Source organism: Aminobacter sp. P9b (assembly GCF_045345995.1).
Classification (GTDB): Bacteria; Pseudomonadota; Alphaproteobacteria; order Rhizobiales; family Rhizobiaceae; genus Aminobacter; species Aminobacter niigataensis.
In genome coordinates, this window is record NZ_CP150082.1 from 1,010,152 (window position 1) to 1,035,000 (window position 24,849).

Consider the following 24,849-nt stretch of genomic DNA (forward strand, 5'->3'; position numbering starts at 1 on the left):
GTCGACGGGCAGGCAATGGGCCAGCGATCATGTCGTGCAGAGCCGCTATTGCCCCTGCGCGCGCCTGAATTCGCTCGGCGACTGGCCGGCGATGCGGCGGAAGTCGCGGCTGAAATGATACGGATCGGCATAACCGCAGCTCAGCGCCACGGCAGCGATCTTGATGTCGGGAGCGATCAGCAGGCGCTTGGCAAGGTTCATGCGCTCGTGGCGGATCCAGTCCATCGGCGTCGTGCCGGTTTTTTGCTTGAACTGCCGGTGCAGTTGCGAGGCGCTGAGGCTGGAGATTGCAGCCAGTTCCTCGATTGGCCAGTTGCGCGCGATGTCGGCGCGCACCTCGCGCATCACCCGCAAGACGCGTTCGCCCCGGTCTTCAGAGCTTTCCTGCACGCCGCGTTCGGCGACAAGCGTTTCGACCAGCTGGGCGACGACGGCGCTGGAAATGGCGTCGGTCGTCTGCCCACGCTGGGCGAGATTTTGGATGGCGCGTTCGAAGCCGGCGACACTGGTTTCGCCTGACGTGGCAAAAAGCGGATTGCCGGCGACGCGCAGGAACGAGAAGACGGCGTCGAGCCCGTGGCCCTCGATGCTCATCCAGAGATAGCGCCAGTGGTCGGCCTCGGGATGGCAGCCATGGGCATATTGCATCGACGTGTCCAGCCAGGCGATCGTTTGTGGCCCGGCCGCGACCCGGTTGCCGCCGATCTCTATCAGGCCGAGACCGGACAGCGTGCAGATCAGCGTATGGTGGTGAAACCGCCGCGAGACGAAGCCGTCGCGATGGCCGAAACGCGTGCGGCCGGCAACCAGGATCTTGTAGGGATAGGCGTCCGCATGCCGGCCCGGCGTGTGGAAGAAGATCGCGTTGCTTTCGTCGGTCTTGGTCGTCATTTTTGCGCAGGGGTAGGTTTGAAAGGGCCAGATCCATTGTATCTGCCTGCAACTCGTGATGCGAGTTTTATCCAGCAATGTGCGAGGGGCATGCATTCATCTCGCCGCCATTGCCATTAGACTGGATGGTGGCGGCATACTTGCTGCCCAAAATCCATGACTGGAGCGTTGGATGACCGCTACCCCAAAGGCAAGCGAACACGGCACGGCTTTCGAGCCATTGTCAGCCACCTTCGCCCAGAACCCCTATCCCGCCTATGCGGCGCTGCGCGACAAGGGCGAGCCGCAGTTCTTCGCCGATTTCGACATGTGGCTGGTGACGCGCTTCGACGATGTCGCAGGCATCGCCCGCGACAACGCGATGGTGCGCTCGCCCGAATTCTTCATGTCCGAGGAAGAGATCACCGAGCAGAAGCGCCTGCAGAACTGGCTCGACATGCCGCATCACCAGCGCTTCGTGCAGTTCTCCATGCTCGACAGCGACGGTCCTGTGCATGACCGGCTGCGCAAGCAGGTGTTTCGCGAGTTCACGCCGGCCTTCATCGCGCGCCAGCGCACGATGATCCAGAGCTTCGTCGACAGGCTCGTCGACAGCCTGATCGACAAGGGCGAGATCGACTTCGTCGAGGAGCTTGCTTCCCAGGTTCCGGGCCACATCATCGGCCGGGTGCTCGGCGTGCCCGACGAGGATTGCCCACAGTTGCGCGTCTGGTCGGAGCGTGTGGTGCAGTTCTTCGACATCGATCGCTCCGACGAGCGCAAGGCGCTGGCCGAGCAGGCAACGACCGAGTTCTACCACTATCTGCTCAAGCTGATGGCCGAGCGCCGCAAGGCCCCACAGGAAGACCTGATCACCCGCCTGATGGCGGCGCAGGACGCCGGCCAGCTCAACGAGGATGAGCTGGTGTCGACCTGCATGCTGATCCTGATGGCCGGCCATGGCTCGACCATCGACGTGCTCGGCTCGGGCATGCATGCGCTGCTGCGCTTTCCCGACCAGATGGCGCGGCTCAAGGCCGACCCCGGCCTGATCCACACCGCGATCCAGGAGATGTTCCGTTTCGAATCGCCGCTGCCCTTCTTCCACCGCTACGCGACGGCCGACTGCGTGGTCGGCGGCAAGTCGTTTCCGCGCGGCACCAAGTTCGGCCTGCTCTATGGTGCGGCCAATCGCGACCCGGCAGCCTTCGGCGACGATGCCGATGTCTTCGATGCCGGCCGCAACCCCAACCGGCACCTCGCCTTTGGTGGCGGCGCCCACTTCTGCCTCGGCAACCATCTGGCGCGGCTCGACATGGAGGTGATCTTCACCACCTTGCTCAAGCGCTTGTCGTCGGTTTCGCTGGTCGATGCCGAGCCGCAATACAAGCGCGGCCTGTCGGTACGCGGCCCCAAGGCGCTGCGCCTGGCTTTCACGCCTGCCTGATCCCGGAGATTTCTGATGTACCGCGTAACCTTCATCGACGCCGACGGACAGGCGACCGAACTCACAGCCCAGCAAGGCCAAAGTGTCATGTCGGTGGCTGTCGCCAACGGCATCGACCAGATCCTCGCCGAATGTGGCGGCTCCTGCGCCTGCGGCACCTGCCACTGCTATGTCGACGACAACTGGACCGAACGCCTGCCAGCGCCAGACGATTCCGAGCAGGGCATGATCGAATGCCTGATGAACCCGACGGAGCGCAGCCGCCTGACCTGCCAGCTCAAGATGTCGGAGGCGCTCGACGGGCTGGTCGTGCACCTGCCGCGGGAACAGTACTGAGGCCCGGATTCCCGAGCCTCTGCTGCGCCGCCCGTGCTTTCAGCCGCGCGCTGCGAGCCAGTCCCTGACGATCTCGACATCGGCCGCCTCGAATGCGTGACCGGACGGGATCGTGCGGGCGTCGACATTGGCGCCGGCGTGGCGCAGCAGGCCGGCGAGGTCAGGGCCGAAATTGCTGAACACGTCGACGTTGCCGGCAACGAGCAGGGCTTCGACATCCGACAAATCGGCGGCCGGAGGTTGCTCGAGCACCATGGCTGGCCGAAGCAGCACGGCGCGTCGGATCAGGTGCGGGTGCAGCAGCATGGTTGCGGCGATCATGTTGGCGCCGTTGGAATGCCCGAGGAAGACGAGCTTCTCGGGATCGATGCGGTAGGCATCCACGGCATCCTCGATGAAAGCGGCGAGCGCTTCGGCCTCCGACCTGATGTCGGCCTGGTCGAATTTGCTTGCTGAAAGGCGGCGGAACCAGCGCGGCGTGCCCTCGTCGGTGGCGCGGCCGCGCAGGGCGAGCAGTGTCGCGTGTGGTGCTGCCTTGGCCGCAAACGGCAGCAGGCTGGTCTCGTTGCCGCCCGACCCGTGCAGCAGGACGATGACGCTGCCGTCGGCATTTCCCGGCGTGTAGAAACGGTGGACGAAGGGCAGGTCGCGATAGATCACCCGCTCCTCGCCGGGCCAGGAGAACTGCGGCAGCATTGTCAGCAGCTCGTCGATCTTGTCGGCCCGCTCCGGCGGCACGAAGAGCTGCGTGCCCATCGTTTCGACCGGTTCGTCGATCGCCATGCCGGGACCGTCCGTCGCCAGTTCGAACAGGGTGCCGCCCGGCTCGCGGACATAGAGCGAGTAGAAATATTTGCGGTCGTGGACATTGGTGATGGTTGAGTTGCTGGAGGCGAGTTCGCCATGCACCCGCTCCACCTCGTCGGTGTCCCTGGCGCGAAAGGCGATGTGGTCGATGGTGCCGGTGCCCGGCGCGCTCGTCCAGAAACCCTTGGCATCCCTGATGTCGATGATGTCGCCGCTGTCGGAGACAAGGCGCCGGATGAACTCGGTGCTTTGCATCGGCTGATAGCCGAAATGCCGGGTGACGAAGCTCTCGGTCAGTTCCGGCACCTCGCTCATGATCGTGGCGCCGCGGATGCGCCGGATCGCGTGTTCGGCAGGCACGCCGCTGCCCTCCCAGATTTCGGGCGCCGCAAAGCCGCTGACGCCGACGAGCTTGACGATCACCCCGTCGGGGTCCTTGAGCCTGAGCGTTGGTTCGCCCATCTCGTCGACGGGGCCTGATATCTCGACATGGTGGGAGAGCGCCCGGGTCAGCCAGAAGCCGATGCTCGACGGTTCGATGGCGAGCGAAATCTCGCTCGGCTGGCCATGGCCGACACGCCCCCGGGCGCCATCCTCCCAAACCAGGAAGGTAATCAGCGAGCCCGGGCTGGCAGCACCGTCGCCGTAGAACAGGTGCAGCTGGGTGGCATCCTCATAGCCGCCGGTCTGCTTGACCAGCCGCAGGCCGAGGAAGCCGACATAGAAATCGACATTGGCCTGCACCTTGCGGGTGATGAGCGTGATGTGGTGGATTCCGGTGCCCATGATGCCCTCCCGGTCGATGCTGCGTCGACCGACATTTCACCAGCGTGCCGACCAGTGCAACCGACGATCGGACTTGCTCATGCAAAAAAGGCCCCGCTCGGTGAACGGGGCCTTCGGCAAAGATAACTTGCCTGATCAGGCGGAAAGCGCCTTGGCCTCGCGGCGGCGGGCATGCAGCACATGCTCGGTATAGCCGTTCGGCTGGGTGCGGCCGGTGAACACCAGGTCTTCAGCCGCCTTGAAGGCCGGGCTGTCGAAGCCGGGCGCCAGTGGCTTGTAGCCTTCCGTCGCGGCATTCTGTCTGTCGACCACGGTGGCCATGCGCTGCATCGTCTCGCGCACCTGCCCTTCGCTGACGATGCCGTGGTGCAGCCAGTTGGCGACATGCTGGCTGGCGATGCGCAGCGTGGCGCGGTCTTCCATCAGGCGCACATTGTCGAGGTCGGGCACCGTCGACACGCCGACGCCCTGGCCGACCCAGCGCACGACATAGCCGAGCAGGCCCTGCAGATTGTTTTCCAACTCAGCCTTGATCTCCTCGGCCGAGTAGCTGTGCGTTGCCAGCGGAATGGTCAGAAGGTCGGCGAGCGACGTCTGCTCCTTGCCGCGCAGCTGGTCCTGGACGGCTGCCACGTCGACCAGGTGATAGTGCATGGCGTGCAGCACCGCCGCCGTTGGCGTCGGCACCCAAGCCGTGCTGGCACCGGCGCCGGGGTGGGCGACCTTCTTCTCGATCAGTCCCGCCATCTGGTCGGGTGCCGCCCACATGCCCTTGCCGATCTGGGCGCGGCCGGGAAGGTTGCGGGCAATGCCGACATCGACATTGTTCGCCTCATAGGCCTTGAGCCAGGTCGCCGATGCCATCTCGGCCTTGCGCTGCATCGGGCCGGCTTCCATCGAGGTGTGGATCTCGTCGCCGGTGCGGTCGAGGAAACCGGTGTTGATGAACACCGTGCGGTCGCGCACCTTGGAAAGGCAGGCGGCAAGGTTGGCCGAGGTGCGGCGCTCTTCGTCCATGACGCCGATCTTCATGGTGTATTTGGGCAGGCCGACGAGTTCCTCGATGCGCTTGAACAGCGCATCCGACAGGCCGACCTCGTCGGGGCCATGCATCTTGGGCTTCACGACATAGACCGAGCCGGTGCGGCTGTTGCGCACGGCGTTTTCGCCGCGGATGTCCTGCGCCGCGCTCGCCACCGTGATGGCTGCGTCGAGGATCGCCTCGGGCACCGGGTTGCCGGCTTCGTCGAGCACGGCGTCGGTGAACATGTGGTGGCCGACATTGCGCACCAGCATCGTCGAGCGGCCGTGGAGCACAAGCTCGCCACCGCCGGGCGCGGTGAAGACACGGTCTTCGACCAGGCGGCGCGTGACGGTCTTGCCGTCCTTGGTGAACTCGGAGCTCAGGCTACCGTCCATCAGGCGCTGCCAGCTGCGGTAGACCGCAACCTTGTCTTCGGCATCGACGGCCGAGACCGCGTCCTCGAGGTCCATGATGATCGAGACCGCCGCCTCGATGACGACGTCGGAGAGGCCGGCTGCGTCGAGCGCGCCCACTGCGTGTTCGCGGTCGAACACCAGCTCGACATGCAGGCCGTTGTTGACCAACAGCACGCTCTTCGGCTCATGGCGCGGTCCGGTGAAGCCGGCAAGCTGGCCAGCCGACTTGAGCCCGGTCTTGCTACCGTCGGCGAGGCTCACCTGCAGCTTGCCGCGCTCGACGATATAGCTGGTGGCGTCGGCATGGCTGCCCTGGGCCAGCGGTACGGCCTGGTCGAGGAATTCGCGAACGCAGGCGATGACGCGGCTCGCGCGAACGGGATTGAAGGTCTTGCTGCGCTCGGCACCGTCGGTCTCGGCGATGGCATCGGTGCTGTAGAACGCGTCGTAGAGCGAACCCCAGCGCGCATTGGCGGCGTTGAGGGCGTAGCGCGCATTGGACAGCGGCACCACCAGCTGCGGGCCGGCGATGGTGCCAATCTCGGCGTCGACGTTCTTGGTCGCGACCTGATAGGCGTCGGCGGCCGGTGCGGGAACCAGATAGCCGATCTCGCGCAGGAACTGCTCGTAGCCGGCGGCGTCATGCCCCTGGCCCTTGCGGTCGCGATGCCAGGTGTCGATCCTGGCCTGGAGGTCGCCGCGTATGGCGAGCAGCTCGTGATGCCTGGGCGCGAGGTCGCGGATGATCTCGGCAAGGCCGGCCCAGAATGCTGCCGGCTCGAGGCGCGCCGAAGGCAGCACTTCGGTGTCGACGAAGGCGCGCAGCGCCGGATGGACTGAAAGGCCGGCGACGCTTTCATAGGTCTTGGTCATGGGGTGCTCCTTCGATACGCGCGAGAGGCGGGCAGTTCTGTACGATGCTGATGACAGCGATTGTATCCATTGACAAGCATTTTTTGATACAAGATAGTATCCAAGTGCCTAGATTGCCGGGGTCGTCGCGCATCCGATGCGCCCGGGCGGTCGCTGCGCACCCATTCTCTCCGGCGAGGCGGCAGCATGATCGGCATCATCAAGAGTTCATTGCCTGACGGACGCAGCCTGGCTGCGGTCGAGGCGTTGCAGGCTGCAAGCCAGTTGGGTCTGCAGGGACTGCTGTTCAACTCGCTGTTCGACATCAGCCCGACGCTCGATCCGGCCGAACTGCACGCCGTGCGCCAGGAGGCCGACCGGCTGGGGCTCGAAATCTCGTCGATGCTCGGCATCGTCAACCCGGCGCTGCCGGCGCGCAGCCAGCCGATCATCGATGCCGGTGCCGGCGACCTGGAAGCCGGTGTCAGGCGCCTGGTCGAACTGGCGGCAGGTATCGGCATCCACGACATGTTCTTCCTCATCGGGATGATCGAGGACCGCTTCGAGGCGCCGGTCTCCTGGCAGGCGCAGTTCGATCGGGTTACTGAAATGCTGGCGCGCCGCGCGCCGCTGCTGCGCCAGCACGGCTCGAAGCTGCTGCTCAAGACCCATGAGGAGATCACCACCCCGGAGGTCGTGGCCCTGGTCGAAAAGGTCGGGCCCGATGTACTTGGCATAGCCTTCGACCCGGTCAATGTGCTGTGCCGCCTCGAGGATCCGGTCGCCGCGGCAAGGCGCGTCGCGCCCTATGCCGCCCAGCTCTATGTCGACGACGCCGTGGTGCGGTTCCAGGAGAATGGCATCCGCCGCTTCCTCGCGCCGCTCGGCGAGGGTTTTGTCGACTGGGACGCGATCCTGCCGCTGATGCCCGACGCGAAGGTCTGGATCGAGATGCATGCCGGCCAGTTTGCCATGCCGGTGTTCGACTCGGACTGGCTGCGCATGCAGCCTGAAGTCGCACTGAACGAATTCGCCGCCGTGCTCGCCATGGCAGCCAAATTCGGCGCGCAAAAGGTGCCCTGGGACCAGGCCGATCGCGTCGCGCGGCTGCCGCAGGCCCTGCGCCGGCTGCTTCCGTGAAGACGCCCACGCAGAGACATTGGATACAATTCTTGCGGTGACCGGCCTCTGAGGCACGATGCCGCCGGGGCCTTCACACTCAATCATTTCGCGCGGCAGGCGGCCGCGCACCCAAGCCAGGAGACATTCATGCGATATTCCAGGGACATGCGCGGTTACGGCGCCAATCCGCCTCACGCCAACTGGCCGGGCGGCGCCCATGTCGCCGTCCAGTTCGTGCTCAACTATGAAGAGGGCGGCGAAAACAACATCCTCCACGGCGATGCGGCCAGCGAAGCCTTCCTGTCGGAAATCCCGGGTGCCGCGCAGTGGCCGGGGCAGCGTCATTGGAACATGGAGTCGGTCTACGAGTACGGCGCGCGCGCCGGCTTCTGGCGGCTGCACCGGCTGTTCACCGACCTCGACGTGCCTGTCACCGTTTATGGCGTCGCCACCGCCTTGATGCGCGCGCCCGAACAGCTGCGCGCCATGCAGCAGGCCGACTGGGAGATCGCCAGCCACGGCTACAAATGGGTCGAGCACAAGGACATGCCGGCCGAAGAAGAGCGCGGCCAGATCCAGGAGGCGGTCCGCCTGCACACGCTGGCCACGGGTTTGCGCCCGACCGGCTGGTACACCGGCCGTTGTTCGGTCAACACCGTCGACCTCGTCTCCGAGGAAGGCGGATTTGACTACGTATCCGACACCTATGACGACGACCTGCCCTACTGGCGCGAACATCAGGGCAAGGAACAGCTGATCATCCCCTACACGCTCGAAGCCAACGACATGCGCTTCGGCACGCCAAACGGCTTCAATTCGGGCGACCAGTTCTTTGCCTATCTCAAGGACACGTTCGACTATCTCTATGCCGAAGGTGCCGCCGGCCGGCCGAAGATGTTCTCCATCGGCCTGCATTGCCGCCTCGTCGGCCGCGCCGGGCGTATCGCCGCGCTCAAGCGCTTCATCGAGTATGTGCAGAGCCACGACAAGGTGTGGATCGCGCGCCGCATCGACATCGCCCATCACTGGGCGAGGGAACATCCCTACGCCAAGCCGACGCTGGTGCCGTCGAAGATGGACAAGGCCGGCTTTGTCGAAAAGTTCGGTCAGTGCTTCCGCAACGGTGCCCTGCTCGCCGAGCGCGCCTTCGACGGCGAACTGGGGCCGGTGAACGACAGCGCCTATGGCCTGTTCTTTGCGCTGCGTACGCAGTTTCGCGCGGCAAGCGCTGCCGAGAAGTTCGAGGTGCTGAAGGGCTATACGCCGCTTGATCCCCGCATTCTGGCCGCAAGGATCGTCGCTGACGAAAGCCAATCTGTCAGCCTCGATGTCATGACGGACGGCCAGCAGAAGCGATTGCTGGAACTGCTCCGCATCTACGAAACCAAGTTCGGGTTCGGCGCCATCTTCGTGGTGCGCAACTACACCACCGCCTCGCTGCTGGCGTCGCTGGAGGCGCGGCTGGATACGGATAGCGAGACCGAACTGGCCGTCACCTATGGCGAGGTCGAGCGGCTGGCCGAAATCCAGGTCGAGGCGCGGTTCGCGGAATAGCCCTGATTTTGTAGGTCCTTCGAGGCTCGCCCGGTGGGCGAGCTTCTCAGGATGAGGCCGTTGTACCTCACCGAAGCTGACCAACCTCGCGCTGTTTCCAGGCCGGGGCAGTTCCTAGACTGGGCAGGCCGCACCAACAGACCTCGTCCTGAGGAGCCCGCGAAGCGGGCCTCGAAGGACGCACCCACGTACCAGCCCCGTCTCAGGCGTAGCGCGACAGGATTTCGCTGAGATTGCGCTTGGTGCGCTTGGTCTGGCCGATATTGGCCTGCTCGAACACCTGCTGCAGGTGCTCTATGATCGCATCGGCGCTTGCCTTGGGATCGCGGGCCCTCAGCGCCTGCAGGATCGCGGCATGCTCATCGACGCTGCAGTCGGTTTCCTGATGGGTGCTGTGCTGCGCCAGGATCAGCGAAGTGCGCGAAATCAGCGACTTGAGGAATCCGGCAAGCACCTCGTTGCCGGCCATGTGCGCGGCGAGCAGGTGGAATTCGCCCGACGCCACGATGGCCGCGGTGTGGTCGCCGGCGTGTCGGATGGCGTGCTCATGGTGCAGGTGCTGTTCAAGGGCTGCGATCTGCTTGTCGGTGACGACGGTGGCGAGCTTGGAGAAGATCTCGCGTTCGATGGCATTGCGCGCCTCGAAGACCTGGCGGGCCTCGTCGGGCGTCGTGCTGGCGACGAAGGCGCCACGATTCTGCCGGAACTCGACCAGCGATTCGGTGTGCAGGCGGTTGAGTGCTGCGCGCACGATGGTGCGGCTGACGGAAAACAGCGAGCCGATCGATTCTTCGCTGAGTTTCGTGCCGGGCGTCAGCTCGCGCGCCAGAATGGCCCTGAATAGCGCCTGGTAGATCGCATCGATCTTCGATCCGGCTTTCTCGTCGAAGTCAGTATTCGCAGCTTTAGCCATTCCCTCACCAGCCGGTTTTGCACGGGCAGCATGCAACTATGCTACGTCTCAGATGCATCGCCACCGGGCGGAAGACAAGAAAAATGCGAGCCTTGCTTCGTTGTTCGTTATGTATTAGCCGGTGTCATGCGATGCAGCCGGCACGCCGCTGCCTGCCGTGCCTCCTCCACTGCAAGCCGACGCAGTGCCAGTTTGCATTGCGGTCACTCTAGCACATGTTTTCTAATACAATAGCGAAATCCATTGCGCGCAATCGTAAGGTGTTTTGAATACGATTTGAAAATGCGCTGCCTTCCGGCCCCCGCGCAGCATGGATGCAAAGGTCGTCGCGGCTGTTGGAAATCGATCAGCGTCCGGCGCAGCGGCGCAAGGGCGCGATGGCTGCGCCCCCGTTCAGTGCATGTGACAGAAAGGGCGACAGGCCGAGCGTTTCGGTGGCGCCGTTCTGCCCAGGGGTTGAGGCCGCCCGCGGCGTTGCTGCCAGGCGCAGTGCCTTGCCGATGGCAACACGATGCGGATCGAGGATCGGCACGCGTGACGACGCGATGATGCCGGGCAGGCTCGGGATCAGGCCGGCGCCGCCGAGCACGACACGGTCGGCGCCCAGCGCCTTTGCTTCATGTGCCAGGAAATCGGCAATCGCCGGGGTGTCGTCGGCGACGGACTCGATGGAGCGGATGCCGGCAATCTTGTCGCCGAGACCGAGCTTCAGCACCAGTTCGCCCAGCATTTCGCACCAGACGGTGCCATTGGTGGAAACCAGGGATGTTCCCGGCAATGCCGCCGCAGCCAGCAGGCCCGCTTCGGCAAAGCCGATGACCGGCAGGCCGGTCATCTCGGCGAGCGCCTCGCGGCCGGGATCGCCAAAACAGGCGAGCACGATCGCGTCGGGCTCGGCCCCTTCGGTCATCGCCTTGGCGGCCGCGTCGAGCACGGCGTGCGCGGCGATCGAAACCGCAACGCGCGTGGAGATGTAGCTGAAGCCGAAGCCTGCAGTAACGGTCTGGACTTTAGCTGCGCCCGCCGTCTCCTCGAGCACCAGCGTATCGATAACCTGGCTGACGTCGGCCGACGTGTTTGGATTGATGACGAGCAGGCGAGGCAGGCGATGCATCGGTTTCCTCTGGGAACAACGGACTTTAGCTGCCGACCCAGCCTTCACTCTCGGGGTGAAGAGAGGCGTTTGGCTGGATGACGCCCGCACCCATTTGCAGGGGCATGGTCGAACTGCAGTGCCAACTAGATATCATTGTATCACATCAACTGTAAAGTTTGTATCCAAAAATTGCGCACATTTTCGCCGGTGCTGCGCGCTGATTGCCTATTCTTTGGGCCGCGCCATACAGTCGAAAAAGCTTCGCCATGCCGCCGACGAGTCAGGTTCGGCATCGAAGAATTTTTGCCATTTGGCCATGCCGCCGGATTCGTTGACGGTCTAGGCCATTGATTTAGAAGTGTTTTACAGCGGAGCATTCATCTCTGCCTGATTTGCATCCGTCGCCCAAAATTTGTGTATCCACTGGGGAAAAAATCGGATACAAAAAGACAGGGAGCGCCTTTGCGAAAAGGCAGAGTCAATTCAGCATATGGGAGCGACAATCATGCATGCGTTTTTCCAGGCCTTTTCGGCGCTGTCGCACAGCCGGCGGCAGTTTCTGGCGACCGTTGGCGGCGCCGCACTCGCGATTTCGGTCGGCCTTGGCGGTTCGGCGGCATTGGCCGCGGACCGCGAGCACACGATCATCGTTGGCCTCGGAGGCCAGATCAACACGCTGGATCCGTTGCGCGCTGACTATAACCAGACCAACACCATCATCAGCGCCGTCTACGATACGCTAGTGACGTACGACGACACCAAGCTGGTCGGCAGCCTGGCCACCGAATACGCCTATTCGGATGACGCCAAGTCGATCACTTTCACGCTGCGTCCCGACGTGAAGTTCCACGACGGCACGGCGCTGACCGCCAAGGATGTCGCTTACACGCTCGATCGCCTGAAGCGCCTCGGCGCCGGCGTCGCCTCGCTGATCGACGGCTACGACTCGACCACGGTCACCGACGACACGCATCTCACTATCAATCTCACCAAGCCCAACACGCTGTTCCTGCCGTCGCTGAGCAAGATCTACATCCTCAATTCCGCGCTGGTCACCGCCAATGCGGCCGCCGACGACGGCCAGGGCTGGCTCCAGGCGCATGATGCCGGCTCCGGTCCTTACGTGCTGGGCGACCAGTCGCAGGCCGTGGTCATCGACCTGTTCCCAGGATATTGGGCCGCCGAGGCCGGCCGTCCCGAATCGATCGTCTTCCGCCGCATCGACGAAAGCTCGACGCGCCGCGACGAACTGCGCGCCGGCAACATCGACGTCGCCTTCGGCTTCGCCGACCGCGATGCGGCCGCCATGGCCACCGACCCGGCGCTGAAGGTGGTGCCGATCAACACCAGCTACCAGACCGAAGTCGTCTTCAACACCAAGGTCGGCCCGACCGCCGATCCCAAGGTGCGCAAGGCGCTGCGCATGGTCTACGACTATGCAGGCGGCCTGCGTGGCGTCCGCGGTGGCAACGGCAAGGTGGCCAATGGCCCGCTGCCTGCGCGCCTCGACTGCCGTCCGGAACTGCCCGAGGTGAAACGCGACCTCGAAGCTGCCAAGGCGATGCTTGCCGAGGCGGGCGCTGCCAACCTGAAGCTCAAGATGAACTTCCAGCCGGTGTTCGAGCTGCAGAAGCAGGAAGCGACGCTGTTCCAGTCCAACCTGCGCGAGATCGGCATCGACCTCGAACTCGAGCCGATCGCCTATCCGAACTACCTCGCCAGCCTGAAGGACCCGAACTCGATCCCGCAGATGATGCTGCTCGAGGACTTCGCCCAGTTCCCGGATGCCGGCATCATGCTGGTCAAGGGCTACAAGTCGGATGCCGTCGGCACCAACCGTACCGGCTACGCCAATCCGGAAGTCGACAAGCTGCTTGACACAGCACTCGCCACGGCCGACGACGCCAAGCGCTGCGACCTCTACAAGCAGGTCCAGACCATCCTCGACAATGACTCAGTGATGGTGGACATGTATGGTGTCTACAAGCCGGCCGCCTATCGCGTCGGCACGCTTGCCGACCTCAAGGCCAGCATGCTCGCCACGCCCGCCGAGCCGGCGGACTTCCGGCTCGCCAAGCCGTAAGCGAGGTCTGAGATGCTCGCGTTCCGCGCCTATTCCTGGTTTCTGTCCCGCCGTCTGGGCCTTGCACTGCTGACCCTTTGGGGGCTGGCTTCGCTGGTTTTCCTGATGATCAAGCTCATGCCCGGCGACGAGGCCCAGATGGCCGCCGGCGCGGACGCTTCCGCCGCACAGATCGAGGCGGTGCGTGAAAGGCTGGGGCTCGATGCCCCGGTCATCATGCAGTATTTCAGCTTCCTGGGCCGCCTCCTGCGCGGCGACCTGGGCACTTCCATCGTCACGCTCCAGCCTGTTTTGGCCGACCTGGAGAAGGTCCTGCCAAGCACGCTGGAACTCGTCTTCATCGCCATGCTGCTCAATCTGGCCGTGGCTATCCCGGCCGGCATCGTTGCCGCCTACCGCCAGGGCGGCGTCTTTGACGCGACCAGCCGCATCACGGCTGTCATGCTCGGCGGCATGCCCGCCTTCTGGCTGGCGCTGGTTCTGCAATATGTGCTGGGCAGCGTCTGGCGCGTGGTGCCGATCTCGGGCCAGCAGAGCTACGGCATGGCGTCGCCGATCGTCACTGGCGCACCGACGCTCGACGCGCTGATGGCGCTCAATTTCGGGGCCTTCTTCGACGCCCTGCACCACATCATCCTGCCGGCAGCCGTGCTGGCGGCGCTCTTTGCCACGCAGATCTTCCGCACCTTGCGTGCGTCGCTGCTTGGCGTCCTGCGCTCCGACTTCATCATGGCCGTGCGCGCCAAGGGTGCCACGGCCCGCCACATGCTGGTGCGCCACGCTCTGCCCAACAGCCTCAACCCGGTGCTGACGCTTTCGGGCACACAGGCCGGCGCGATGATCGGTTCGGCCGTGCTGGTCGAGACCGTCTTTGCCCGCCAGGGCATCGGCGCCTACATGTTCAATGCCGTCGCCCAGAAGGATGCCTTCGCTGTGCTGGGCTCGGTGATGTTCATCGGCACCGTCGTCTGCCTCGTCAATCTCGTCGTCGACATCCTCCAGCTTCTGGTCGACCCGCGCATCCGCGCCGCACAACTGGGGAGCCAAGGCCAATGACCGCCCCTGCCATCGCCCAGCCGGCAGCCCGCCGCAAGGAAGGCTTCTCGGCCTTCGAGATCTTTGTCTTCGCTCTCGTGGTGGCGCTGCTTTCCATCGCCGTCTTCGGGCCGCTCCTCGCGCCTGACAGCATCTACAGTTCCGACATCGCCAATTCGCTGATGCCGCCGAGTGCCGCGAACTGGTTCGGCACCGACGACCAGGGTCGCGACGTGTTCTGGCGCCTGATCGTCGGCGCCCAGACGACACTGCTTTCGGCCTTCCTGGTGGTGACGCTCTATTCCCTGATCGGCGTTACCCTCGCCACCGTCGCCGCCGCCGGCCCGCGCTGGCTCGACGAGGCGCTGATGCGCGTTACCGACATTGGCCTCGCGCTACCTGGCATGATCGTGGCGCTCGGCTTTGCTGCCGCCATGGGCGCCAGCCTGCGTTCGGCGGTCATCGCCATGGCCATCACCGGCTGGCCGATCACCGCCCGCATGCTGCGCGGCATCATGCGCCAGACGATGGAGCAGCCCTTCGTCGCCGGCGCCCAGGTGCTGGGCGTGTCGAAATGGCGGCTGATGACCAAGCATGTGCTGCCCAATTCGCTCGACGTCTTGATCGTCAAATGGGCCGGCGACATCGGCACCACGGTGCTGGTGCTGGCCAGCCTGTCCTTCATCGGTGTCGGCGCCCAGCCGCCGAGCGCCGAATGGGGCGCCACCATCGCCAGCGCACGCGGCTATGTCTCGACCGCCTGGTGGACCGTCGTCGCTCCGGGTGCAGCGGTTGCCATCACCTCGATCGCCTTCGGCCTTCTGGGCGACATCATCCAGGTCCGCCGCGATCCGTCCTTGAGGGGCAACTGAGATGAAGACTGTACATCCCCTGCCGGACGCAGCTTCCGTGGTTCCGGTTCGCCAGCCGCTCATCAGCGTCGAAAAGCTCACCGTCGACATGCCGCTCGGTCGCAGCGGGTCGAGTGTCCGCATCGTCGACGGCGTCGACTTCACCATCGGCGTTGGCGAGCGCGTCGCGCTTGTCGGCGAGTCCGGTTCGGGCAAGTCGCTGACGGCGCGCGCCCTGATGCGGCTCGACCGCCTCGCCAAGCTGTCCGGCCGGGTCGATTTCGATGGCACCGACCTGCTCAAGCTTTCCGACCGCGACATGGGCAAGCTGCGCGGCAGCTCCATCGCCATGGTCTTCCAGGACCCGATGAGTTTCCTCGACCCGCTGATGACCATCGGCGACCAGGTTGCCGAGACGTTGCGCATCCGCGGCGTCGGCAAGGCCGAGGCGCGCAAGCGGGCACTCGCCGTGCTCGACGAGCTTGGCGTCGACCGCGCCGCCGAACGGCTCGATGCCTATCCGCATGAATTCTCCGGCGGCATGCGCCAGCGCGTCGTGCTCGCCATGGCGCTGGTCGGCGAGCCGCGCCTGCTGATCGCCGACGAGCCGACGACCGCACTCGACGTGCGCGTCCAGGACCAGGTTCTCGACCTGCTCGACGACGTCTCGACGCGACGCGGCCTGGCGGTGCTGTTCATCACCCACGATCTCGGCGTCGTCGCCGGCTTCGCCGAGCGCGTCATGGTCATGTATTCGGGTCGCATCGTCGAAGACGGCGAGGTAGCCGGCGTCTTCGCCAAGCCGAGCCATCCCTACACGCAAGGGCTGATCAAGGCGGTGCCGCGCATCGACCAGGATCTCAACACGCTTTACGCGATCCCCGGCGCGCCGCCGCCGCCGCTGGCCCGGCCGAGCGGCTGCCCGTTCCACCCGCGCTGCGACCAGCGTTTCGACCGCTGCGGCGTTGATTTGCCCGCGCTGCAGCCGGTCGGCATGTCGCGTGTTGCCTGCCACCTGCTCGACGGGAAGGGTGCCTGATCATGCTCATGTCCATCGACAGCATCAGCAAGTCGTACAACGCCTTCCCGAACCCGCCGGCCAAGGTGCTGCACGACGTGACGCTCAACGTCGACACCGGCGAGGCCATCGGCCTGGTCGGCGAATCCGGTTCCGGCAAGTCGACCATCGCCAAGTGCATGCTGGCGCTGATCAAGCCGGAAGAGGGCGCGATCACCTATGACGGCATCGAAGTGATCCACGCCAGGGGCGAGGATCTCAGGCGCTTCCGCCGCGAAGTTCAGATGGTGTTCCAGGATCCTTACGGCAGTCTCAACCCGCGCATGACGGTGGAGGAGCTGATCGGCGAGGGCCTGCTGATCCACAAGCTCGAACCGACGGCAGCGGCACGGCGTGCCCGCGTCGCCGAGATGATGGAGATGGTTGGGCTCAACCCCAATGACATGGACCGCTACACGCGCTCCTTCTCCGGCGGCCAGCGCCAGCGCATCGCAATTGCCCGCGCCCTGGTGATCCGCCCGCGCATCCTCGTCTGCGACGAGCCGGTGGCGGCGCTCGACGTGTCCGTGCAGGCGCAGGTCATCAACCTGCTGCAGGACATGCAGAAGAAACTCAACCTCGCCATCGTCTTCGTGGCGCACGACCTCGCCGTCGTCCGCCACCTCTGCGAAAAGATCGTCGTGCTGCACAAGGGCAAGGTGGTCGAGCAGGGCACGCGCGAGCAGATATTCGACAACCCGCAGATGCCCTACACACAGTCGCTGCTGGCCGCCGTGCCGGTGCCCGATCCCGTTGTCGGCCGCGCCCGCCGTGCGGCGCGGCGCCTCGAAACCGCAAACTGACAAGACTAAGGAGACTGCCGATGCGTATCGGTGTCGATGGCCGCAAGATTCCCGAAGCCGCCAAGCGCGGCCCCGTGGCCAGCTTCGATCATGCCAAGGAATTGGGCATGGAGGGCCTGTTCTTCCGCACCGTGCTCGACATGAGCCCGACGCTCGATGCCGGCTATCTAGGCGAGATCAAGCAGCGCGCCAATGAGCTCGGCATGTATCTCGAAACCGGTCTCGGCAAGGTCAACCCTTTCGCCACGCCCGAGGCGCCAGAACTCAGGCTGATCGGCGACGGCGACATCGTGCTCGGCTTCCGCCGCATGATGGAGGCCTGTGCCGCCATCGACTGCCGCGAGCTGTGGGTGGCGACCGCCAACTACAAGCCGGCTTTCACTGGCCGCTTTGCCTATGACCGTTTCCGCACCGACGTCACCTGGCGCGAGCAGCTCGACGCCACGGCGCGCTTCCTCAAGAAGCTTGCGCCGATCGCCCGCGACCTCGGCATCCACATGAACCTCGAGACGCACGAGGAGATCACCTCCTTCGAGCTGGTGCGGCTGGTCGAGGAAGTCGGGCCGGATACCACAGGCATCGTCTTCGACACGGCGAATGTGCTGCAGCGCGCCGAGCATCCGGTGTGGGCAGCGAAGCGGGTCGCGCCTTACGTGCGCCAGACCCACATCAAAGACGCGCTGATCGCCTATGATGGCGAAGTGCTCGACTTCCAGATGCGTCCCTGTGGCGGCGGCGTGGTCGATTTCCGTGCCGTCATGCCGATCCTGGCCGAGGCCAACCCGCATCTCAACCTGTCGATCGAGAACTACGAATCCTTCTCTGACCGGCCGCGCAATCCACCCAAGATGATCATCGAGATCGCCGATCCGAAATGGCTCGAAGGCCATCCCGACCTGAGCGTCGAGGAATATGCCGACTACATGAAGATGGTGCAGGATTATGCCGCCCGCATCGCCAGCGGCGAAGTCATGGACCGCAGCAGCTTCGCCGCCTGGGCGGTGGAGAACTACCACTATGCCGAGACGGTCGCCTACATCAAGGACAGCGCCGCCCATGTCCGTGGCATCTGCGAGGAACTCGGCTTGCCGCTGAGCAAGGCCGCGTAGGTCAGCTTATCGAATGTAAGCAACAAACCCGCGGAAGGCAGCTTCCGCGGGTTTGTTGTTTCTGCCACGCATCAGATCCCCCTCACCGTATGAAGGCCGGAGATCTCATGAAAAAGGCCGCGCAGTCGGCGCGGCCTTTTGTTCAAACGTGGCGGCAAAAGCCTACCACTCGAGCACGATCTTGCCGGCCTCGCCGTTGGCGGCGTTGTGGAAGGCAGCCTGGTAGTCGTCGGCCTTCATGCGGCTGGTGATGACCTTGCGGATGTCGAGGCCGCTCTCCAGCATCGCCAGCATCTTGTGCCAGGTCTCGAACATCTCGCGGCCGTAGATGCCCTTGAGCGTGATCATCTTGAACACGATCTTGGCGAGGTCGATGGGGAAGGGCTTGGCCGGCACGCCGAGCAGGGCGATGCGGCCGCCCATCAGCGTGTGCTCGATCAACTGGTCGAAGGCGGCAGGCGAGCCGCTCATCTCGAAGCCGACGTCGAAGCCTTCGCGCATGCCGAGGCGGCCCATGGCGTCGCGCAGTTCTTCCTGGGCGACGTTGACGGGGGTGACGTCGGCCACCTGGGTGGCGAGTTCGAGGCGCTTCGGGTTGACGTCGGTGATGACGACATGGCGCGCGCCGCAGTGGCGGGCGACTGCCGCACCCATGATGCCGATGGGCCCAGCACCGGTGATCAGCACGTCCTCGCCGGCGACGTCGAAGGAAAGTGCCGTGTGTACCGCATTGCCGAGCGGGTCGAGGATGGCGCCCAGTTCGTCGTCGATCGAATCGGGCAGCGGCACCACGTTGAAGGCAGGAATGCGCACATATTCGGCGAAGGCGCCGGGCAGGTTGACGCCGATGCCTTGAGTCTCCGGATCGAGATGGTAGCGGCCGGCACGGCTGGCGCGGCTGTGCATGCCGATGACATGGCCTTCGCCCGAAACGCGCTGTCCGACCTTGAAGCCGCGCACATGCGAACCGAGTTCGACGATCTCACCGGCATATTCATGGCCGGTGACCATCGGCACCGGCACGGTCCTGGCCGCCCATTCGTCCCACTTGTAGATATGGATATCGGTGCCGCAGATACCGGTCTTGTTGACCTTGATCAGCACGTCGTCGGGGCCGACTTCCGGCACGGGCCGGTCTTCCATCCAGATGCCGGGTTCAGCCTTGGCCTTGACCAGTGCGCGCATGGGAAAACTCCTGAAAATCAGATGATGCCGAGCGACTTGCCGGCGTCGGCAAAGGCGTCGATGGCGAAGGTTATGTCCTGGTCGTCGAGGGCGGCCGACATCTGGGTGCGGATGCGCGCCTTGCCCTGCGGCACGACGGGATAGAAGAAGCCGGCGACATAGACGCCACGCTCGTCGAGCGCCTTGGCCATTCGCTGCGCCAGCACCGCATCGCCCAGCATGACCGGAATGATCGGCGTCTCGCCCGGAAGCAGCGTGAAACCGGCCTGGGTCAGGCCTTCCCGGAAGCGCGTCGTGTGGTGGCCGAGTTTTGTGCGGAGGTCGTCTGCGGCACGGGCGATCTCAATTGCCTTCAACGAGCCTGCGGCCACTGCTGGCGCGAGGCTGTTGGAGAAGAGATAAGGGCGCGCGCGCTGGCGCAACAGGTCGATGATAGGCTGCGACGCTGCAATGAAGCCGCCCATCGCGCCGCCCAGCGTCTTGCCCAGCGTGCCGGTGACGATGTCGACGCGGCTGCCGACCCCGGTCAGATCAGGCGTACCGCGGCCCTCGTCGCCGATATGGCCGGTGGCATGGCAATCGTCGACCGCGACGATGGCGCCGTAGCGCTCGGCAAGGTCGCAGATCTGCTTCAGCTTGGCGATGTGCCCGTCCATCGAGAACACGCCGTCGGTGACGACCAGCTTGAAGCGCGCGCCGTCGGCAGCGGCCTGCTTGAGCTGGGTTTCCAGGTCATCCATGTCGCCTTGGGCGTAGCGGAAGCGCTTGGCCTTGGAGAGCCTGACGCCATCGATGATCGAGGCGTGGTTGAGGCTGTCGGAGATGATGGCGTCCTCGGCGCCGAGCAGCGGCTCGAACAGTGCGCCATTGGCGTCGAAGCAGGCGGCAAACAGGATGGCATCGTCCTTGCCGAGATAGTCGGCGATGGCATGCTCCAGTTCGCGGTGCAGGGTCTGGGTGCCGCAGATGAAGCGCACCGAGGCCATGCCGAAGCCGAACTCGTCGAGGGCCGCGGCAGCCGCCTTGCGGATATCGGCATTGTCGGCAAGGCCGAGATAGTTGTTGGCGCACAGATTGACCATCTGGCGCTCGCCCGACGCGCCCTTCACCTTGATGCGCCCCGACTGCGGGCCGGTGATTTCGCGCTCGCGCTTGTAGAGGCCGTCGGCCTCGATGCCCTTGAGAACGCTCGATATGTGGGAAAGGAAGTCTCGGCTCATCGGTCTCGCCATCCGTTAAGATAGAAATTCCGATATAATGGATATCGTGTTAAGTCTAGCGGAATCCAATTGGGCCAGCATACCAGACGCAAATGCCTCGCAGGACGCAAGGCACGGTGCTATCAGTGTGCCAGCTTTGGGGGAGGCCGCATATGGAAGTGAACAACGCGCCGAAGATCGGTCCGGTGCTCCAGAAGGAACGCAAGGAGCGCCATCTGACGCTTGACCGGCTGGCGGCGCTTTCGGGCGTCTCGCGCTCGATGCTGTCGCAGATCGAGCGCGGCGAGGCCAATCCGACCTTCGCGGTTTTGTGGTCGCTGACCCAGGCGCTCGGCATCGATTTTTCCCAGCTCATCGCGGGCGGCATCACGCACCAGCGCAAGGCCGAGGCCATCGAACTGGTGACGCTGGCGCTGACGCCGGAGATCAAGAGCCCCGACGGCGCCTGGCGGCTGCGCATCCTGAGTTCGCCCGCGCTCGCCGGCCGCGTCGAATGGTACGAGGTCGAGATCGCGCCCGGCTCCAAGCTGCAGAGCGCCCCGCACGCGCCGGGCACCTTCGAGCATCTCACGGCCTACACCGATGGCTTGCTGGTCGAGACCGAACTTGGCCGGCAGGAACTCCTGACCGGCGAGACCGCCCGCTACCGCGCCGACATCGGCCACGAGATCACCAATGGCGGCACCGAGATGGCCAGGGCGCTGATGGTCGTGCTCTACGACCAGGAGGCCTGACCCGCAACGCCACAGCGTGGGACAGGCTTTCTACTCTTGACGGCACGGCAGCCCTGCCGCTTCCTCCCCGCAAGCGGTATCGTGTTTGGGCGATACCGCGACAGCGAATGGGGAGAGCGTCATGTCGGGCAAGTGGGATTTCTGGGTCGATCGTGGCGGCACCTTCACCGACGTCATCGGCCGCGACCCCCAGGGCAATCTCCATCCGCGCAAGCTGCTGTCGGAAAATCCCGAGGCCTATCGCGATGCCGCGATCCAGGGTGTCCGCGACCTGCTTGGACTGGCACCGGGCGCCGCAATCCCGGTGGGTGCCATAGGCGACATCCGCATGGGCACGACGGTCGCCACCAATGCGCTGCTCGAACGCAAGGGCGACCGCGTCCTTCTTCTTATTACCAAGGGTTTTCGCGATGCGCTGCGCATTGCCTACCAGGCCCGGCCCGACATCTTCGCCAAGGAGATCATCCTGCCCGAGCAGCTCTATGAGCGCGTCGTCGAGGTCGACGAGCGGGTGCGGGTGGATGGCTGCGTCGAGCGGCTTCTGGATATCGCCGAGATCAAGCCGATCCTGATGCAGGCCAAGGCCGATGGCATCGACGCGGTTGCCATCGTCTTCATGCATGCCTGGAAGTTCCCCGAACACGAGCGCGCCGTCGCCGCCGTCTGCCGCAAATGCGGTTTTTCGCAGGTCTCGGTCAGCCACGAGGTCTCGCCGCTGGTCAAGCTCGTCGGCCGCGGCGATACGACGGTGGTCGACGCGTATCTGTCGCCGATCCTGTCGCGTTATGTCAGCCAGGTGGCGGGGGAACTGGGCGCTTTACCCTCCCCCTTGTGGGGAGGGTCGGACGGCGAAGCCTTACGGGGTGGGGGTGAAGCCAGATCCACCCCCACCCCGGCACTGCGTGCCGACCCTCCCCACAAGGGGGAGGGTGAAAACCCCCGCCTCATGTTCATGATGTCTTCCGGCGGGCTCACCGCCGCCGACCTGTTCCAGGGCAAGGACGCGCTTTTGTCCGGCCCCGCCGGCGGCGTCGTCGGCATGGTCGAGACGGCCAAGCTCGCCGGCTTCGACAAGGTCATCGGCTTCGACATGGGCGGCACCTCGACCGATGTCGCCCATTATGATGGCGAGTACGAACGCAGCTTCGACACCGAGGTCGCCGGCGTCCGCGTCCGTGCGCCGATGATGCGCATCCACACGGTTGCCGCCGGTGGCGGCTCGGTGCTGCATTTCGAGGCCGGCCGCTTCCGTTGCGGGCCCGATTCCGCCGGCGCCAATCCCGGTCCCGCCTGCTACCGCCGCGGCGGCCCGCTCGCCGTCACCGACGCCAATGTCATGCTCGGCAAGCTGCAGCCCGCTTTCTTCCCGGCGATCTTCGGCACCGGCCAGGACAAGCCGCTCGATGCCGGCGTGGTGCACGAAAAATTCGAAGCCCTTGCACGGGAGATCGGCGATGGCCGCAGCCCGGAAGCCGTGGCCGAGGGCTTCGTCACCATCGCCGTCGAGAACATGGCCAACGCCATCAAGAAGATCTCGGTCCAGCGCGGCTACGATGTGACGGAATATCTGCTCAACTGCTTCGGCGGCGCCGGCGGCCAGCATGCCTGCCTGGTCGCCGATGCGCTGGGCATCGAGGCGGTGCTGATCCACCCCTTTTCCGGCCTGCTGTCTGCCTATGGCATCGGCCTGTCCTCGGTCTTCGCCTCGCGCCAGCAGGCGCTGCTCATGCCGCTGGGCGAGGAATCGCGGGCTGACATCGAGGCCCTGATAAACGACCTCCGCGCCGAGGTGCTGGCCGAACTCGCCGGCCAGGCCATCGCCGAACAGGATGTCGCCGTACGGCCTGTCCTGCATGTCCGCTACGACGGCACCGACACCGCCCTACCGGTGGGCTTCGAACATGGTTCGATCGCGGACGCAAAGGCCGCCTTCGAGGCCGCCCACAAGGCACAGTTCGGCTTTATATATAAAGACAAGCCCATCGTCGTCGAAGCCGTGGCGCTGGAAGGCCGCGACGGCAGCGCCCGCGGGCTCTCCGAACGCGAGGCGGAGCTTGACGACAAGCAGGTCGCCGCCTCCGAGGTGAGAAGGATCTTTACCGAGGGCGGCTGGCACGATGCCGGCGTCTTCCGCCGCGCCGACATGAGCCCTGGATATAAGGTGTCAGGACCCGCTCTTATTATAGAGAGCCACCAGACCATCGTCGTCGAGCCGGGCTGGCTGGCCGAGATCACCGCGCGCAACCACGTGCTGATGCGGCGCACGAAGAAGAAGCTGCGCCGCGCCGCCATCGGCACCGCTGCCGATCCGGTCATGCTCGAGGTCTTCAACAACCTGTTCATGTCGATCGCCGAGCAGATGGGGGTGACGCTGCAGAACACCGCCTATTCGGTCAACATCAAGGAGCGGCTCGATTTCTCCTGCGCCGTCTTCGACCGCACCGGTGCGCTGGTTGCCAATGCCCCGCACATGCCGGTGCATCTCGGCTCGATGGACCGCTCGGTCGAGACCATCATCCGCCTCAACGAAGGCGACATCCATCCCGGCGACGTCTTTGCGCTGAACGCTCCTTATAATGGCGGCACGCATCTGCCCGACATCACTGTCGTCACGCCGGTGTTCGAGGACCTTTCCCTCCCCCTTGAGGGGAGGGTGGCCGCGCAGCGGCCGGGTGGGGTCGTCTCCGAGAGCGGAGGCGCAGATGGTGTCTCGAGCTCTGCCGAACTGACCCCCTCCGGCGGCTCCGCCGCCACCTCCCTCTCGAGGGGGGAGGGTAAGCCCCGCATCCTGTTCTGGGTCGCCGCGCGCGGCCACCATGCCGATATCGGCGGCACCGCGCCTGGCTCGATGACGCCTCTGGCGACGACGGTCGACGAGGAAGGCGTGCTGTTCGACAATTTCCGCCTCGTCGAGCGTGGAAGATTTCGCGAAAAGGAACTGCACCAACTCCTGACCGACCATCCCTACCCGGCCCGCAACCCGCACCAGAACATCGCCGACCTCAAGGCCCAGATCGCCGCCAACGAGAAGGGCGTGGCGGAACTGAAAAAGATGGTCGCCCATTTCGGGCTCGATGTGGTCGAGGCCTATATGGGTCACGTTCAGGACAACGCCGCCGAAAGCGTGCGGCGCGTGCTCGAACGTTTGCCGGACAGCTCCCAATATGAATACCCCACCGACACCGGCCAGGTGATCAAGGTGAAGATCTCGGTCGACCGCGCCAAGCGCAAGGCAACGGTCGACTTCACGGGCACCTCGCCGGTGATGAAGAACAACTTCAACGCGCCCGAGCCCGTCGCCCGCGCGGCCGTGCTTTATGCCTTCCGGGTCATGGTCGAGGACAATATCCCGATGAATGCCGGCTGCCTCAGGCCGATCGACATCGTCATACCTGACGGCTCGATGCTGAAGCCGTCCTATCCGGCAGCTGTCGTCGCCGGCAATGTCGAAACCTCGCAACACGTCACCAACGCCATCTTCGGCGCTATGGGGGCGCTTGCCAACGCCCAAGGCACGATGAACAACCTGACCTTCGGCAACGCCACCTA

The 24,849-nt window shown here is 64.8% G+C and carries 19 protein-coding genes (1 of these 19 only partly in view); 12 read left to right on the forward strand and 7 right to left on the reverse strand.

The annotated features are described in order from the left end of the window. Positions 1-45 precede the first annotated feature (45 nt). Positions 46-891: an AraC family transcriptional regulator gene (locus WHT83_RS05040; protein WP_406873152.1), complete on the reverse strand. Its 846-nt coding sequence runs from the start codon at positions 889-891 to the stop codon at positions 46-48. A gap of 172 nt (positions 892-1,063) precedes the next feature. On the opposite strand from WHT83_RS05040, the gene WHT83_RS05045 reads away from it, so the two are divergent. Both WHT83_RS05045 and WHT83_RS05050 read left to right on the forward strand, forming a co-directional pair. Continuing rightward, positions 1,064-2,317, forward strand: a complete 1,254-nt coding sequence (locus tag WHT83_RS05045) for a cytochrome P450 (RefSeq protein WP_108605917.1) — start codon at positions 1,064-1,066, stop codon at positions 2,315-2,317. A gap of 15 nt (positions 2,318-2,332) precedes the next feature. Continuing rightward, on the forward strand, positions 2,333-2,653 hold the full coding sequence (locus tag WHT83_RS05050; RefSeq protein WP_406873153.1) for a 2Fe-2S iron-sulfur cluster-binding protein: 321 nt from the start codon (positions 2,333-2,335) through the stop codon (positions 2,651-2,653). A 39-nt stretch (positions 2,654-2,692) separates the two neighbouring features. On the opposite strand, the gene WHT83_RS05055 is transcribed toward WHT83_RS05050, so the two are convergent. Together WHT83_RS05055 and WHT83_RS05060 are read right to left on the reverse strand one after the other, a co-directional pair. Beyond that, a complete protein-coding gene (locus WHT83_RS05055; RefSeq protein ID WP_406873154.1) occupies positions 2,693-4,246 on the reverse strand; it encodes an alpha/beta fold hydrolase in 1,554 nt (517 codons plus the stop codon). 135 nt (positions 4,247-4,381) lie between these two features. Then, entirely contained in the window at positions 4,382-6,559 is a 2,178-nt protein-coding gene (locus WHT83_RS05060) for a malate synthase G (RefSeq protein WP_406873155.1), read from the reverse strand. Between the two features lie 186 nt (positions 6,560-6,745). Here WHT83_RS05060 and WHT83_RS05065 point away from each other — a divergent pair, with 186 nt between their 5' ends. Both WHT83_RS05065 and puuE read left to right on the forward strand, forming a co-directional pair. Beyond that, positions 6,746-7,678 carry a sugar phosphate isomerase/epimerase gene (locus WHT83_RS05065; protein WP_183263198.1) on the forward strand — a complete coding sequence of 311 codons (933 nt, stop codon included), beginning with the start codon at positions 6,746-6,748 and terminating at the stop codon, positions 7,676-7,678. Positions 7,679-7,807: 129 nt separating this feature from the next. Beyond that, positions 7,808-9,214, forward strand: a complete 1,407-nt coding sequence (gene puuE, locus WHT83_RS05070; RefSeq protein ID WP_406873156.1) for an allantoinase PuuE — start codon at positions 7,808-7,810, stop codon at positions 9,212-9,214. Positions 9,215-9,416: 202 nt separating this feature from the next. Here the strand turns inward: puuE and WHT83_RS05075 are convergent, their stop codons facing one another. Both WHT83_RS05075 and WHT83_RS05080 read right to left on the reverse strand, forming a co-directional pair. Continuing rightward, positions 9,417-10,127 (reverse strand): GntR family transcriptional regulator, encoded by a 711-nt coding sequence (locus WHT83_RS05075; protein WP_055982286.1) that lies wholly within the window; start codon positions 10,125-10,127, stop codon positions 9,417-9,419. A 346-nt stretch (positions 10,128-10,473) separates the two neighbouring features. Continuing rightward, complete coding sequence (locus WHT83_RS05080) at positions 10,474-11,241, reverse strand: aspartate/glutamate racemase family protein (RefSeq protein ID WP_406873157.1); 768 nt, start codon at positions 11,239-11,241, stop codon at positions 10,474-10,476. A gap of 487 nt (positions 11,242-11,728) precedes the next feature. Between WHT83_RS05080 and WHT83_RS05085 the strand changes: the two genes are divergently transcribed. The 6 genes from WHT83_RS05085 to WHT83_RS05110 are packed head-to-tail and all read left to right on the forward strand — an operon-like array spanning position 11,729 to position 18,161. Beyond that, positions 11,729-13,306, forward strand: coding sequence for an ABC transporter substrate-binding protein (locus WHT83_RS05085; RefSeq protein ID WP_406873158.1), 1,578 nt, complete (start codon positions 11,729-11,731; stop codon positions 13,304-13,306). Positions 13,307-13,318: 12 nt separating this feature from the next. Beyond that, a complete protein-coding gene (locus WHT83_RS05090) occupies positions 13,319-14,362 on the forward strand; it encodes an ABC transporter permease (RefSeq protein ID WP_183263194.1) in 1,044 nt (347 codons plus the stop codon). Further along, positions 14,359-15,213: an ABC transporter permease gene (locus WHT83_RS05095; RefSeq protein ID WP_318763035.1), complete on the forward strand. Its 855-nt coding sequence runs from the start codon at positions 14,359-14,361 to the stop codon at positions 15,211-15,213. The genes WHT83_RS05090 and WHT83_RS05095 overlap by 4 nt, the downstream gene beginning before the upstream one ends. 1 nt (position 15,214) lies before the next feature. Next, positions 15,215-16,231 carry an ABC transporter ATP-binding protein gene (locus tag WHT83_RS05100; RefSeq protein ID WP_406873159.1) on the forward strand — a complete coding sequence of 339 codons (1,017 nt, stop codon included), beginning with the start codon at positions 15,215-15,217 and terminating at the stop codon, positions 16,229-16,231. Positions 16,232-16,233: 2 nt separating this feature from the next. Continuing rightward, positions 16,234-17,052, forward strand: a complete 819-nt coding sequence (locus WHT83_RS05105; RefSeq protein ID WP_406873160.1) for an ATP-binding cassette domain-containing protein — start codon at positions 16,234-16,236, stop codon at positions 17,050-17,052. 20 nt (positions 17,053-17,072) lie between these two features. Next, a complete protein-coding gene (locus WHT83_RS05110) occupies positions 17,073-18,161 on the forward strand; it encodes a sugar phosphate isomerase/epimerase family protein (protein WP_406873161.1) in 1,089 nt (362 codons plus the stop codon). Between the two features lie 162 nt (positions 18,162-18,323). Here WHT83_RS05110 and tdh read toward each other — a convergent pair whose 3' ends face one another. Beyond that, positions 18,324-19,346, reverse strand: a complete 1,023-nt coding sequence (gene tdh / locus WHT83_RS05115; RefSeq protein ID WP_406873162.1) for an L-threonine 3-dehydrogenase — start codon at positions 19,344-19,346, stop codon at positions 18,324-18,326. A gap of 17 nt (positions 19,347-19,363) precedes the next feature. Next, complete coding sequence (locus tag WHT83_RS05120) at positions 19,364-20,566, reverse strand: glycine C-acetyltransferase (RefSeq protein WP_406873163.1); 1,203 nt, start codon at positions 20,564-20,566, stop codon at positions 19,364-19,366. 152 nt (positions 20,567-20,718) lie between these two features. Between WHT83_RS05120 and WHT83_RS05125 the strand changes: the two genes are divergently transcribed. Together WHT83_RS05125 and WHT83_RS05130 are read left to right on the forward strand one after the other, a co-directional pair. Continuing rightward, a complete protein-coding gene (locus WHT83_RS05125; protein WP_318763030.1) occupies positions 20,719-21,300 on the forward strand; it encodes a helix-turn-helix domain-containing protein in 582 nt (193 codons plus the stop codon). Between the two features lie 121 nt (positions 21,301-21,421). Continuing rightward, positions 21,422-24,849 carry the 5' portion of a hydantoinase B/oxoprolinase family protein gene (locus WHT83_RS05130; RefSeq protein ID WP_406873164.1) on the forward strand. It continues 445 nt past the right edge of the window, so 3,428 of the gene's 3,873 nt are visible here — the first part of the coding sequence; it begins with the start codon at positions 21,422-21,424; the stop codon falls past the right edge of the window.

What these genes read in the sequence shown, in the direction of transcription:
- WHT83_RS05040 (WP_406873152.1), bottom strand. Translation starts at nt 891, where the DNA reads ATGACGACCAAGACCGACGAAAGCAACGCGATCTTCTTCCACACGCCG.
- WHT83_RS05045 (WP_108605917.1), top strand. Translation starts at nt 1,064, where the DNA reads ATGACCGCTACCCCAAAGGCAAGCGAACACGGCACGGCTTTCGAGCCA.
- WHT83_RS05050 (WP_406873153.1), top strand. Translation starts at nt 2,333, where the DNA reads ATGTACCGCGTAACCTTCATCGACGCCGACGGACAGGCGACCGAACTC.
- WHT83_RS05055 (WP_406873154.1), bottom strand. Translation starts at nt 4,246, where the DNA reads ATGGGCACCGGAATCCACCACATCACGCTCATCACCCGCAAGGTGCAG.
- WHT83_RS05060 (WP_406873155.1), bottom strand. Translation starts at nt 6,559, where the DNA reads ATGACCAAGACCTATGAAAGCGTCGCCGGCCTTTCAGTCCATCCGGCG.
- WHT83_RS05065 (WP_183263198.1), top strand. Translation starts at nt 6,746, where the DNA reads ATGATCGGCATCATCAAGAGTTCATTGCCTGACGGACGCAGCCTGGCT.
- puuE (WP_406873156.1), top strand. Translation starts at nt 7,808, where the DNA reads ATGCGATATTCCAGGGACATGCGCGGTTACGGCGCCAATCCGCCTCAC.
- WHT83_RS05075 (WP_055982286.1), bottom strand. Translation starts at nt 10,127, where the DNA reads ATGGCTAAAGCTGCGAATACTGACTTCGACGAGAAAGCCGGATCGAAG.
- WHT83_RS05080 (WP_406873157.1), bottom strand. Translation starts at nt 11,241, where the DNA reads ATGCATCGCCTGCCTCGCCTGCTCGTCATCAATCCAAACACGTCGGCC.
- WHT83_RS05085 (WP_406873158.1), top strand. Translation starts at nt 11,729, where the DNA reads ATGCATGCGTTTTTCCAGGCCTTTTCGGCGCTGTCGCACAGCCGGCGG.
- WHT83_RS05090 (WP_183263194.1), top strand. Translation starts at nt 13,319, where the DNA reads ATGCTCGCGTTCCGCGCCTATTCCTGGTTTCTGTCCCGCCGTCTGGGC.
- WHT83_RS05095 (WP_318763035.1), top strand. Translation starts at nt 14,359, where the DNA reads ATGACCGCCCCTGCCATCGCCCAGCCGGCAGCCCGCCGCAAGGAAGGC.
- WHT83_RS05100 (WP_406873159.1), top strand. Translation starts at nt 15,215, where the DNA reads ATGAAGACTGTACATCCCCTGCCGGACGCAGCTTCCGTGGTTCCGGTT.
- WHT83_RS05105 (WP_406873160.1), top strand. Translation starts at nt 16,234, where the DNA reads ATGCTCATGTCCATCGACAGCATCAGCAAGTCGTACAACGCCTTCCCG.
- WHT83_RS05110 (WP_406873161.1), top strand. Translation starts at nt 17,073, where the DNA reads ATGCGTATCGGTGTCGATGGCCGCAAGATTCCCGAAGCCGCCAAGCGC.
- tdh (WP_406873162.1), bottom strand. Translation starts at nt 19,346, where the DNA reads ATGCGCGCACTGGTCAAGGCCAAGGCTGAACCCGGCATCTGGATGGAA.
- WHT83_RS05120 (WP_406873163.1), bottom strand. Translation starts at nt 20,566, where the DNA reads ATGAGCCGAGACTTCCTTTCCCACATATCGAGCGTTCTCAAGGGCATC.
- WHT83_RS05125 (WP_318763030.1), top strand. Translation starts at nt 20,719, where the DNA reads ATGGAAGTGAACAACGCGCCGAAGATCGGTCCGGTGCTCCAGAAGGAA.